General features: G+C 66.0%; 12 protein-coding genes and 1 pseudogene. 7 read left to right on the plus strand and 6 right to left on the minus strand.

The window, feature by feature from the left end; all coding sequences use genetic code 11:
* Positions 1-12: 12 nt before the first annotated feature.
* Positions 13-1,587 carry a phytoene desaturase family protein gene (locus tag OK015_RS15920; protein ID WP_268124295.1) on the plus strand — a complete coding sequence of 525 codons (1,575 nt, stop codon included), beginning with the start codon at positions 13-15 and terminating at the stop codon, positions 1,585-1,587.
* Positions 1,588-1,591: 4 nt separating this feature from the next.
* On the opposite strand, the gene OK015_RS15925 is transcribed toward OK015_RS15920, so the two are convergent.
* The 3 genes and pseudogenes from OK015_RS15925 to OK015_RS15935 form a co-directional block, all read right to left on the minus strand.
* On the minus strand, positions 1,592-2,134 hold the full coding sequence (locus OK015_RS15925) for a YbhB/YbcL family Raf kinase inhibitor-like protein (RefSeq protein WP_442791117.1): 543 nt from the start codon (positions 2,132-2,134) through the stop codon (positions 1,592-1,594).
* A gap of 11 nt (positions 2,135-2,145) precedes the next feature.
* Complete coding sequence (locus tag OK015_RS15930; RefSeq protein WP_268124297.1) at positions 2,146-3,150, minus strand: zinc-binding dehydrogenase; 1,005 nt, start codon at positions 3,148-3,150, stop codon at positions 2,146-2,148.
* A gap of 147 nt (positions 3,151-3,297) precedes the next feature.
* Positions 3,298-3,459 (minus strand): annotated as a pseudogene (locus OK015_RS15935) (ArsR family transcriptional regulator); the annotation flags it as partial.
* A gap of 70 nt (positions 3,460-3,529) precedes the next feature.
* Here OK015_RS15935 and OK015_RS15940 point away from each other — a divergent pair.
* A complete protein-coding gene (locus OK015_RS15940; protein WP_268124299.1) occupies positions 3,530-4,252 on the plus strand; it encodes an MBL fold metallo-hydrolase in 723 nt (240 codons plus the stop codon).
* Here OK015_RS15940 and OK015_RS15945 read toward each other — a convergent pair.
* Complete coding sequence (locus tag OK015_RS15945; RefSeq protein WP_268124301.1) at positions 4,249-4,623, minus strand: hypothetical protein; 375 nt, start codon at positions 4,621-4,623, stop codon at positions 4,249-4,251. The genes OK015_RS15940 and OK015_RS15945 overlap by 4 nt on opposite strands.
* Before the next feature lie 320 nt (positions 4,624-4,943).
* On the opposite strand from OK015_RS15945, the gene aceA reads away from it, so the two are divergent.
* From aceA to OK015_RS15965, 4 genes are all read left to right on the plus strand, one after another.
* A complete protein-coding gene (aceA, locus tag OK015_RS15950) occupies positions 4,944-7,244 on the plus strand; it encodes an isocitrate lyase ICL2 (RefSeq protein WP_268124303.1) in 2,301 nt (766 codons plus the stop codon).
* Positions 7,245-7,505: 261 nt separating this feature from the next.
* Positions 7,506-7,727, plus strand: a complete 222-nt coding sequence (locus OK015_RS15955; RefSeq protein WP_268124305.1) for a hypothetical protein — start codon at positions 7,506-7,508, stop codon at positions 7,725-7,727.
* Positions 7,728-7,828: 101 nt separating this feature from the next.
* Positions 7,829-8,221, plus strand: a complete 393-nt coding sequence (locus tag OK015_RS15960; RefSeq protein WP_268124307.1) for a hypothetical protein — start codon at positions 7,829-7,831, stop codon at positions 8,219-8,221.
* 114 nt (positions 8,222-8,335) lie between these two features.
* Positions 8,336-9,499 (plus strand): LLM class flavin-dependent oxidoreductase, encoded by a 1,164-nt coding sequence (locus OK015_RS15965; protein WP_268124309.1) that lies wholly within the window; start codon positions 8,336-8,338, stop codon positions 9,497-9,499.
* A gap of 106 nt (positions 9,500-9,605) precedes the next feature.
* Here the strand turns inward: OK015_RS15965 and OK015_RS15970 are convergent, their stop codons facing one another.
* Together OK015_RS15970 and OK015_RS15975 are read right to left on the minus strand one after the other, a co-directional pair.
* A complete protein-coding gene (locus tag OK015_RS15970) occupies positions 9,606-9,782 on the minus strand; it encodes a hypothetical protein (RefSeq protein WP_268124311.1) in 177 nt (58 codons plus the stop codon).
* A 359-nt stretch (positions 9,783-10,141) separates the two neighbouring features.
* Positions 10,142-11,701 (minus strand): FAD-dependent monooxygenase, encoded by a 1,560-nt coding sequence (locus OK015_RS15975; protein ID WP_268124313.1) that lies wholly within the window; start codon positions 11,699-11,701, stop codon positions 10,142-10,144.
* Positions 11,702-11,826: 125 nt separating this feature from the next.
* Here OK015_RS15975 and OK015_RS15980 point away from each other — a divergent pair, with 125 nt between their 5' ends.
* Positions 11,827-12,174, plus strand: coding sequence for a hypothetical protein (locus OK015_RS15980; protein ID WP_268124315.1), 348 nt, complete (start codon positions 11,827-11,829; stop codon positions 12,172-12,174).
* The last annotated feature ends 59 nt before the right edge of the window (positions 12,175-12,233 follow it).

Here is a 12,233-nt window from a genome sequence, read left to right on the forward strand (position 1 = left end):
TGGGCCAGGACAATGAGCAAGACGGAATACGACGCGATCGTGGTGGGCGCCGGGCACAACGGGCTGACCGCCGCGGCCATCCTGCAGCGCGCCGGCCTGCGGACCGTGTGCCTGGAAGCCAACACCTACGCGGGCGGCATGGCCGCAACCGTCGAATTGATCGACGGCTTCCGCTATGAGATCGCGGGCTCGGTGCAGTTCCCGATGGTCAGCCAACTCACCAAAGACCTCGGACTCGACACGCTGCCCGCGATCGAGCCCGACGTGATGTCGATCAATATCGGCGAAAACGGTGAAGAGCCAATGGTTTTCTATCGCGACCCGATGCGGCTGATGACCCACTTGAGCGAGAAGCACGGCATCGAGGCCGTCATGGGTATGGCCGAGTTGATCGGCTGGAGCCAGGCGCCCGCGAGGGCACTCGGCCGCTTCGACGTGTGCCAGCCACCCAAGACGCTCGACGAGATGTATGCCTGCGCCACCACCGACGCCGAACGCCGGGCGATCCACGAGATGCTGTTCGGCTCGGCGATGGACGTGATCGACCGCTACCTGCCGGACAAGGACAAGCACGCGGTAATGCGCGGCATGTTGGCGTTCCTGGCTGTCAACTCCACCTACCGCGGCCCCTACACGCCGGGTAGCGCCGCGTGTTTGGCGTTCGCACTGGCGGTGCCCCAGAACGACTCAGCCAGCACCGCGATGATGACCAAGCTCAAGGGCGGCATCGGCGCGCTCACCGAACACCTGCGCGAGCTTTTCGTTTCCCACGGCGGCGAGATCCGCTTCCGCACCAAGGCCGAGGAGATCCTGGTCGAGAACGGGAAGGTGACCGGTGTGCGATTGCGGGACGGCGCGACGATCGCGGCGCCGATCGTGGTGTCCAACTTGTCTCCCGACGTCACCCTCACCGAGCTCGTCGCCCCCGAACACGTTCCCGCGGAACTGGTCTCCCGCGTCTCCGGTCGCGATCACCGCGCCTCGTTCGTCCAGCTTCATTTCGCGCTGGACGGGCTGCCGGAATTCGCACCACCGTATGAGTTCCTCAACGAAGAGGGCATGCAGCAGTCGGTCGGCATCTTCGGATCACCGGAAGAGCAGCAGCGGCAATGGGAGATCTGCCGGCAAGGCATCGTTCCGGACAACCCGTCGATGGGAATGCAGATTCCCTCGGTACACGATCCCCGCATGGCGCCGCCGGGCAAGCACGCGGCGAGCGCGTTCGCCTATGCTTTCCCGGTCGAAGCCGACCGCGACCAGCATGGGCACCTGAAAAACGAGATGGCGCAACGTGTTATCGACAAGATCTGCAAATTCGCGCCGAACTTCAAAGACATAGTGATCCGTCACATCACGTTCGCGCCGTACCACATGAATACGATGTTCGGCGCACCCGCGGGCGACTTCTGCCACGGCCTGTTGCACCCGGACTTGATGGGGCCCAATCGTCCCGGTCCGAAAGGCTTTCTCGACATGCCGATCCCGATCGATGGCCTGTACCTGGGCGGCGCGGGATGCCATGGCGGCCCGGGTATTACGTTTATCCCCGGCTACAACGCGGCCTATCAGATTCTCGACGACCGATAGCCGATCAGGCGGCGAACGTTCCGGTCAGCTGTGCCTGCGCGCTGGCGGCGCCGGCAATGGTCTGTGCGGCCTGCACGCCCGCCAGTCCGCCGGGCAGCTGGTAGTCGTTGGGAAGCTGGTAGAGCGTAAACCGATAGTGGTGTGTGCCGGTGCCGGCCGGCGGACAGGGCCCCTTGTAGGCCGCCTGGCCCGACGTATTCGGCAGCGTGGTCCCGCCGCCAGGCGTTTGACCAGCTGCGGTGCTGCCGGAACCGAACGGAATTCCGGTCACGATCCAGTGGACGTAGACGCCGTTGACGGCGTCGGGATCGTCGACGACGAGGGCCGCTCCCAACGGCGCCGACCACGTCAGCGGCGGCGCATCGCCGGCTCCTTTGCAGGTGTATTGCGCCGGTATCGGCGCGCCGTTGGCAAAAGCCGGACTGCTGATCGTCAATGGGCCGTCGGCGGGTGCGGCTCGACCGCTGCCGGTGCCGGTGCCGACGGCCGCGAGCATCAAGGCCAGCCCGCCGATCGCCAATGCCGTTCGCCGAAGTGCCAGCCGCATAGCCCGGAGGTTCACGGGACCAGCACTACCTTTCCGATGTTCTCGCGCGCCGCCAGGATCCGGTGGGCGGCCGCCGCTTCGTCGAATGGAACGGCCGCGTGCACGATCGGTGCGATGGTCCCATCCCGCAATGCCTGCGTCAGCGGAGTAATCCATGTCTCCAGCGTGCCGCGGTCATCCCACAAGCGCAGCATATTCAACCCGATCACGGCCTTCGACGCCGAGAGCTGGTCCATCAGGTTGAAACCACGCAGCATCGACAACACCTGCGGCACCGCGCGGCGCAGCGAGCGCTTCTCACCCTGCTGCAGCGACGAAACCCCGTATCCCACCAGCCGTCCGCCGGGGCGCAACAGCTCATACGACCGCCGCAGTGACGTTCCGCCGAGGGCATCGAGGATCAGGTCATAGGGGCCGACGTCCTTCCACCACCCGTCTCGGCGGTAGTCGATCGCACGGTCCACGCCGAACTCGGCGAGCTTCTGGTGTTTGGCCGGCGACGCGGTGCCGTGTACTTCGGCCCCGGCGGCCTTCGCAAACTGGATGGCCGCGATGCCCACGCCGCCGGCCGCGGCGTGAATCAACACCCGCTCGCCGCGACGCAGCGAGCCGTAGCCGTGCAGCGCAGCCCAGGCCGTCGCGTAATTGACCGGGACGGCAGCACCCTGTTCGAAGCTGAGCGCGTCGGGGAGTGCCACCGAATCGGTGGCGGCAACGTTGACGGTTTCGGCGTAGCCGCCGAATCGCGTTCCGGCCAACACCCGTTCGCCGACGCGGCCGGGATCTATACCGCCGCCGACGGCCGCGACGGTCCCGGCGACTTCGTAACCAACCACCGCCGGAAGTTTCGGCGCGTCAGGATACAGCCCGACGCGGGCGAGGTGATCGGCGAAATTCACTCCTGCGGCACGGACCGCAACCTGGAGCTGGCCGGGCCCCGGCGGAGGCGGGTCCGGGCGCTGCTGCACCTGCAAGACCGACGGATCCCCGTGCTTGGTGATGACGACTGAGCGCATCGCGATCCTTCCACTACGCCGGTACACACGCCACGGTCAACAACCACCAAACGTTGTCCGGCGCCGCGGCCACGAATTGGTCGACCCCGATCGTCGCGGGTGATGACGTCTGGTTCATGCCAGCTCGTCTGCTGCGCCCGCGCGGGCGGCGTCCCGCAGCGCCTTGAGATGCTCGGCGACGGCGGGTCGACTGAGTTCGAACCGGTCGCCGAGGTCGCCCGCGGACAGTTGCTGCCGCGCCGGGATCTCCAACAGCTCGCGCCGGACCGGTTTCGCCAGGGCGAGAAAGACGCGGTCCGAAGTCGCCACGTCGGCACGTTATGTCCGAAATTCCCGACACGTCAACTATCCGCGACATCACCGCGCTACGTTCGTCGGTATGCGCTTCACCTGGGAGCAGCTGACTCCGAGCGTGCATCGCTGCCGGCTTGCGTTCTGCGATGTCACCATCGGGTTGGTCTGCGGCCGTGCGGGAGCCCTACTGGTCGACACAGGCACCACGCTGACCGAAGCGGCAGCCATCGACGCCGATGTCCGGCAGCTTGCCGGAAACCCGGTCACCCATATTGTGTTGACGCACAAGCATTTCGACCATGTCCTGGGTTCCGCGCAGTTCACCGGCGCGGAGGTCTACTGTGCGCCGGCGGTTGCCGACTATCTGTCGTCGGCCCACGATCAGATCCGCGATCACGCGCTGAGCTATGGCGCGGACGCCGACGAGATCGACCGGGCGATCGCCGCGTTGCGGCCGCCGCGGCGTGGAATCTACGACGCCGCTATCGACCTCGGCGACCGCACGGTCACGATCGTTCACCCGGGCCGTGGTCACACCGCGTCGGATTTGGTCGTGGTGGTGCCCGGGCTCGGCCGCGACGACGAGCGCGTCGTGGTGTTCACCGGCGACCTCGTCGAAGAATCCGCCGACCCCTTTATCGACGCGGATTCCGATCTGGCGGCGTGGCCCGCCACGCTGGATCGGGTGCTGGCGATCGGCGGGCCCGGCGCAATCTACGTCCCTGGTCACGGCAGCGTGGTCGATGCAGAGTTCATCCGCCGCCAACAGGATTGGCTCCGACGACGTTCGGGTTCAGCGCCGGGCTAGGCGGTCGCGACCGTGCACGCGGCGATCAGCGCGCCTGGATCGGTCACACTGACCACCAGCTTGCGCAGCGGGACCGATCTCAACGGGACCTTTGCCCGCACCGGCGGCTCTATCGTCAGGGTCACCAGTCCTTTGCCCGAACCATTGACCAGCCAGCGACCACTCGAGTAGTGCACACCCGCGGCGAACGCGCGGTCCTCGGTCGCTTCGGCCTGGGTGATCGACGCAACCGGGATATGGGCGTCAAACGCCCAGCCCATCTTCACGTGGAGAATCCCGTCTTCGATCCGCACCTCGCTGTGTTTGGGCCCGAGGCCCAGCGGCACGGACAACGGAAGGTACCAACGCTCGTAACGCAATTCCGTCCGCACGGCACTGACTTTACTAGCAGTTTGCTGGCGGGGGTAAGTTTTCACCCGTTTACTGGCCTGAGAGGTTTGCTGGCCGGCTTCGCAAGCGCCAGTTCGCCCGGACACGGCGACGACAGTCCGCCGAAAGGCATTGCACGCCAGTTCGTTAGGTGCCCCGCCGCTCGCCGCCCGCAAAACAGTGCTCCACTACGCCCGGAGTGCGCCGTGTGACAACAGTTTTGGCCCGGCGGCACGATCGGTCGATTACTCGTGATTGAAATGTCGGGGACGGGGATAGACTCACGTTCAGCGGAATCGCGCTGGAAGAGGAGCGTACGGCCATGGCCATCATCGACGCGGACACTGAAGTCCCCGCACCGTTCGAACAAGACTTGGAAAAACAAACAGCCGCCACGCAACGATACTTCGACGACCCACGCTTCGCCGGGATTATTCGCCTCTATTCGGCCCGCCAAGTAGTCGAACAACGCGGCACGATACCGACCGACTACACCGTGGCCCGGGAAGCGGCGACGGCCTTCTATCCCCGCCTGCGCGAGCTTTTCGCGGCGAAGAAGAGCATCACCACCTTCGGGCCGTACTCTCCCGGCCAGGCAGTGAGCATGAAGCGGATGGGCATCGAGGGTATCTACCTCGGTGGCTGGGCAACCTCCGCCAAGGGGTCCACCACCGAAGACCCGGGGCCCGACCTGGCGAGCTACCCGCTGAGCCAGGTGCCTGAAGATGCCGCGGTGCTGGTGCGCGCGCTGCTGACCGCGGACCGCAACCAGCAGTACCAGCGGCTTCAGATGAGCGAGCAGCAACGCGCGGCAGCCAAGGAGTACGACTACCGCCCGTTCATCATCGCCGACGCCGACACCGGTCACGGCGGTGACCCGCACGTCCGCAACCTGGTAAGGCGCTTCGTGGAGGTCGGGGTGCCCGGCTACCACATCGAAGACCAGCGTCCGGGTACCAAGAAGTGTGGTCACCAGGGCGGCAAGGTTCTGGTGCCGTCCGACGAACAGATCAAGCGTCTCAACGCCGCCCGCTTCCAGCTGGACGTCATGCGGGTTCCCGGCATCATCGTCGCGCGCACCGACGCCGAGGCGGCCAACCTGATCGACAGCAATTCCGACGAGCGCGACCAGGCGTTCCTGCTGGGTGCGACCAACCTGGCCATTCCTTCGTACAAGGCCTGTTTCCTGGCACTGGTACGGCGCTTCTATGAGCTGGGCGTCAAGGATCTGAACGGTCACCTGCTGTATGCCCTGGCCGACGGCGAGTACGGCATCGCCAATGCCTGGCTTGAGCGCCAAGGCATCCTGGGCCTGGTTTCCGAGGCCGTCAACACCTGGCGGGAGGACGGGCAGAAGTCCATCGATGATCTCTTCGACCAGGTCGAGTCGCAGTTCATCGCGGCCTGGGAGGACGACGCGGGGCTGATGACCTACAGCGATGCCGTCGCGGAGGTGCTGTCGTTCGGCGAAAGTGAGGACGAGCCGGCGAGCATGAGCCCCGCCGAATGGCGCCAATTCGCCGCGCGGACATCGCACTACGCAGCCCGGGAGAAGGCACGGGAGCTGGGCGCAGCCCCAGACTGGAGCCCCGAGCTGGCGCGGACCCCCGAGGGCTATTACCAGGTCCGCGGCGGGATTCCGTATGCGATCGCCAAGTCGCTGGCAGCGGCCCCCTTCGCCGACATCCTCTGGATGGAGACCAAGACCGCGGATCTGGCCGACGCGCGACAGTTCGCCGAGGCGATCCACGCCGAGTTCCCCGACCAGATGCTGGCGTACAACCTGTCGCCGTCGTTCAACTGGGACACCACCGGCATGACCGACGAGGAGATGAAACAGTTCCCCGTCGAGCTCGGGAAGATGGGCTTCGTCTTCAACTTCATCACCTACGGCGGGCACCAAATCGACGGCGTCGCCGCCGAGGAATTCGCCACCTCGCTGCAGCAGGACGGGATGCTGGCGCTGGCGCGGTTGCAGCGCAAGATGCGCCTGGTCGAGTCGCCCTACCGGACGCCGCAGACCCTGGTCGGCGGCCCGCGCAGCGACGCCGCCCTGGCCGCCTCGTCGGGCCGCACCGCGACGACCAAGGCCATGGGCAAGGGCTCGACCCAGCACCAGCACCTGGTGCAGACCGAGGTGCCCAAGAAGCTGCTGGAGGAGTGGCTGACGCTGTGGAGCGAGCACTACCAGCTGGGGGAGAAGCTTCGGGTGACGCTGCGACCCCGGCGGGCGGGCTCGGACGTGCTCGAACTCGGGATCCTCGGCGAGGACGGCGAACAGCTGGCGAACGTGATCGTGGATCCAATCAAGGACCGGCACGGCCGCAGCATCCTGCAGGTGCGCGACCAGAACACGTTCGCCGAGAAGCTTCGCCAGAAGCGGCTGATGACTCTGATCCACCTGTGGCTGGTGAACCGCTTCAAGGCCGACGCGGTGTACTACGTGACACCGACCGAGGACAACCTCTATCAGACCGAGAAGATGAAGTCTCACGGCATCTTCACCGAGGTCTATCCGGAGGTTGGCGAGATCATCGTCGCCGAGGTGAACAAGCCGCGCATCGCCGAACTGCTCAAGCCCGACCGGGTCGCGCTGCGCAAGCTGATCACCAAGGAAGGCTAGCCATTCGGGCCCCCCGGTTCACGGAATTGGTTGGCGGGCTTCATCTTTCGCGACATCGCGGTTCAGCGTGCCGCGAGTCGTTCAACCCGCCGCTCGCAGGGCGCTACCAGCGTGCCGCAGCGCACCAATCGGCCTGCACCTGACCAAAGCAGGAAAGCGGTCAGACTGGTAATTCTTTCTTTCAGAAATAGTTGCATAGGTGTTCATTATGTATTGAACAGGCGTGCAGCAGACCAAAGCGAACGGCGAAAGGAAATTCTGATGAAGTCTCAAACCAAGATGGCGGCGATGACTTTCGGCGCGGCAGGTGCGCTCGCCTTGATCGTCGGACTCGGCGCCCCTGCGGTTGCCGCCGCTCCCGCGCCCGCCCCGGTGACTCACAGTTCGTCTAGTGTCGCGCCTGCCGCTCCGAACGCGGAGGCCCCGGGCAGTGTCCACAAGGCCGTCCTCACCGCCTGCATCATCGGACTCAACTGCGGCTAGGCGCCCAGCTCGTTATGCAGCGGTCTCAATTCGCGCCGTTTGCGAGAGACCCGAGCGGGTACCAACGGAGGAGTTTGCAGCAGTGTCGTGAGGAGAATCTGATGAGATCGGAAGCTCGGACGGCGGTTGCGGTTTTCGGTGGTGCGGCCATGCTCGTTTTGACGGTGGGCTGCGGCGGAGGCGGCAACAAAGCACCTAGCAGCACCACTACGACCACCACCACGCCCACCAGTTCGTCCAGCGTCGCGCCGACGACCGCACCGGGAACCGGTGGCCCGACCGGTGGGGGCGGACCGGGGGGCGGCGGCGGTAGCGTGCCCGGCGGCCCGACCGGTGGGGGCGGACCCGGCGGCGGCGGTGGCAGTATCCCCGGCGGCCCCACCGGCGGTGGCGGCCCGGGCGGCGGCAGCGGCAGCATCCCCGGCGTCGGCGGCGGCGGCGGCGGACCCGGCGGCGGCGGTGGCTGCGTCGGCAACATCTGCGGCGGCAGCTAATCTCGCCCTTGCGTCGCGGTTACGACAATCGACGACGTCAGGCCCGTTGATCCGGCCTGGGGCCCGTCAGCTTGAGTTATGGTTCTCCGCAACGCGACTGCAAGGGGACCTTCGATGGCGAAGCTCAGGTTTGGATATTTCATCGCGCCCTTCCACCGCGCGGGGACCAACCCCACGCTGGCGTTGCAGCGCGACCTCGAGTTCGTCCAACACCTCGACGCCCTGGGCTTCGACGAAGCGTGGATCGGCGAACATCACTCCGCGGGAAGCGAACTCATCGCGTCGCCGGAAATCTTCATTGCGGCGGCCGCGGAGCGCACCAAGTGGATCAAGCTGTGCACCGGCGTCATTTCGCTCTCGTACCACAACCCCCTCTGGGTCGCCGACCGGTTGATGATGCTGGACCACCTCACTCACGGCCGCGTGATCGGCGGCGTGGGACCCGGCTCGCTGCCCAGCGACTCGTCGATGATCGGGCTGACACCCACCGACACCCGCGAGTTGCTAGACACCAACCTCGACATCGTGGTCCGGCTGCTGCGGGGCGAGACGGTGAGCGCCAAGACGCCGACGCACGAGCTGCACAACGCCAAGCTACAGCTCGCCCCCTATTCCGACGGCGGGGTTCCTCTCGCGGTGGCGGCGGTCGCATCGCCGACGGGTGCGCGGCTGGCCGGCAAGCACGGCATCGGCCTGCTCTCCATCGGGGCGACGCTGACCGTCGAGGGCTTCAACGCACTGCAATATCACTGGGACATCGTCGAAGAACGCGCCGCGGTGTTCGGCACCAAAGTCGATCGCAGGAACTGGAGCTTGGTCGGGCCGTTCCACATCGCCGAAACCGACAAGCAGGCGCGCGAGGATGTCAAATTCGGCCTCGAGCCCTGGTTCCGGTACTTCCAGAAGGTGGCCGCCTTCCCGCAGATGACCATGCCGGGCGAACAGATCGACGAGATGATCGACGTCATCAACGAGAACGGCGCCGGCGTGATCGGCACCCCGGAGCGGGCGCGGGCGCAGGTGCAACGAATGTGGGATCAGTCCGGCGGCTTCGGTTGCATGCTGCAGATGGGCCACGAGTGGGCGAATCCAGCCGCCACCAAACGGTCGGCCGAACTGTTCGCCGCCGAAGTCATGCCGCATTTCCAGGGCCAGGCGCAGCCGACGCTGGACGCCGCCGCGCGGGCCAGCGAGGCGCGCGAAGGGCTCGCGGAGTCGCAGAATCAGGCCGTCGAGCACATGACCAAGAAGTACCAGGACGAGCTCAACGCGAAGTAGCGGCTGACTTTCGCCGAGCGTCGCGGGTGAATCTGACTCGAAGATGGCGACGAACAGGCCCGACATGACTGCACCCTGCCGAAACATCGTCGGCAGGGTGCCTGACTCAAATCAACTCGGTCAGTTGGTGACTACACCGGTCAGCGGTGACCGCCATGACCACCCGGCCCACCAGGACCGCCATACCCACCGTGATCGCCAGGACCACCGTGATCGCCGTGGTCGCCATACCCACCATGATCCCCCGGACCACCGAAGTGCCCGGAATAAGGGTTGGGTCCATACCCGCGCCAGTTGTCGTGGCAACCCCCGCCATCCCAATTGGGGCCCCAGCCCGGGTCCCAGAAATCGCCCGGACACCACTGCGGGAAGGGCCCTGGCTGGGCCTGAGCATCCGCTGCGACGCCCAGCCCCGCCAACCCCAAGCCAGCGGCCAATGCGACAGTCATTGCCGCCAAACGCAAATTATTTTTAACCACACTAACTAAATACCCGAATTGACCGGTCCCAACCTTATAGACGTCAGCGTTTCTTCCTTGAACCTTCTGCACAGCGTTTGCACTGTTCAGAGGGCTGGACGCGGATTGACCGTTTTCCAGGCAACGAAGTAGTACCGCGACGAACTCAACGCAGAGTCGCGGCTCACATTCCGAACCACTGCGCGAGGACGCGGCGCAGCTCGCCCAAGTCGTCCGCGCCGGGCCTGGCAGCCGACGTCGCCCATGCGACATAGCCGTCGGGCCGCACCAGCAATGCGGTGGCCGGCACGTCGCCGACCGGCTGTCCGGCGGTGATCGTGAGTTCGTCCGCAGCATCCGCAACGGCGGCAGCCACGTCGCCGGAGTCGGTGAGATCGAGAAGTAGGGGCCGCCCGGTGCGGGCCAGCTCCGCAACGCGTCTGGTGTCGCCGCCGGACGTCACACCGAAGTCGGGCACCCAGTGCCCGGTCAGCGGATGCGCGTCAGGGTCGGTGCTGTAACGGTTTTCGGCCCCCGATATCAGGTCGCTGAGACGACGGGCGATATCGGAATCCGTCAACAGCTCCGAAAAGAGCTGGCGCAGCGCGGTGACCTCGGGCCCGGGCCGGACGAGTGCCAGTTGCGCCCGGCTGTGCATGATGACCCGTTCGGCAGCGGCCCGCCGCTCTGTCTCGTAGGTAGCAAGCAACGCCGGCTCGACGCGCCCGTGCAGGACCGCGGCGAGCTTCCAGCCGAGGTTCACCGCATCCTGCAGGCCGAGGTTGAGGCCCGGTCCACCCATCGGGGAGTGGACGTGGGCGGCATCGCCAACCAGAATCACCCGTCCCACCTGGTACCGCGACGCGATCCTGGAATTGATGCCGCAGAATCTGCGCAGATCCAGCGGCGCATCGGGTGATGCGGGCCGTAGCGGCACGTCAGCGCCGAGCACCCGCTTAGCGCTGGCCTCCAGCTCGGCCAGGCTCATCGGCGGTTCGACACCTTCTTCGCGGCGTTCATCGCGCGGCGAACTGTCCAGTTCAAAGATCAGGACCGCCGCGCGTCCCCCCAGCACACCGCACGCGAAGACGCCTCCCTCGACCCGATTGAACTGGAGATGGGGGACACGACCGAACCCCGGTATGTCCAAGCCGCCGCTGGCCGGATCGACCCATTCGTCCGGCGGCAACACATCGAATCCGAGACGGACTACCGCGTCATTCGACGACATCCCCGGGAATTCGATGCCCGCCAGCTTGCGCGTCATGCTGGTGCCGCCATCGGCGCCGATCAGGTACTTGGCCCGCAGCGCATAGGTGCCGTCCGGGCCGGCGACGTCGACCGTGACTCCGGCCGCGTCCTGATCGAAACCGGTGAGCGCGTGGCCCCATCGAAGGTCCACATCGTGTTCGATGGCCCGGTCGGCAAGCACTTGAACAAGCTTGGGTTGCTGAACGGGCAGCAGGAAGCCCTGCGAGTCGGGGATCGACGTGAGATCCAGCGGGAAGGCGGCGAACATCGGGCGGGGGTTGAGCCGAGGCGGTTCCGTCGTTCCCGCCAGGATGCCGTAAAGGCCGCGGTGGTCCAGGATTCGAACCCCTTGGCCGATAACGCCGTTGGCCCGCCGTTGGGGGTTAGGGCCGGCCATCGGGTCCAGCACGACCGGCCGGATCCCGTTCAATCCAAGTTCGCTGGCCAGCATCAGCCCGTTGGGGCCGCCACCCGCGATGACGACGTCAATCACTTAGTCAAGCTTAATAGTTGGTGGGGAGTCCGACAAACGTCCAGCCAACTGACAGCGCTTGTTTTCATAATTCGGCGCTAGCCGCTTCCCAGCGCAGAGCCAAGCACGGGGCGCATACCTGATATATGAACACCACGCCCCGGCGCCAGCCGCGAACCATGCACGTTCTGTTCGCCGGGGTCGTGGGCATTGCCACGCTGGCGTTTGTCCACGCGGCGCATCCCGATGCCGCGGCGGCCATGTTCGGCCAAGTACGCCTGACGGCGATTGACTCGCCGGCCCCGCAGGCGCCGGCGAACCTCGGCGGTGGTTCCTTCGCCGCCGATGCCGGTGACGACGAGGCCCAACTGCAACAGCAATTGGCGCAGCAGGAGATGTTGCAGGCCGAACAACAAAACGAGGCTGCCCAGCAGCAGGCCCTTCAAGACGAGCTACAGGGTCAGCAAACCGAACAGCAGGCCAACAACCCCTAGACCCGATACCAGCATGGCGGCCGCTCGGTGCGGCCGTCATGCGCCCTTCGTGAAACCGT

Source organism: Mycobacterium sp. Aquia_216 (assembly GCF_026723865.1).
Lineage (GTDB): Bacteria > Actinomycetota > Actinomycetes > Mycobacteriales > Mycobacteriaceae > Mycobacterium.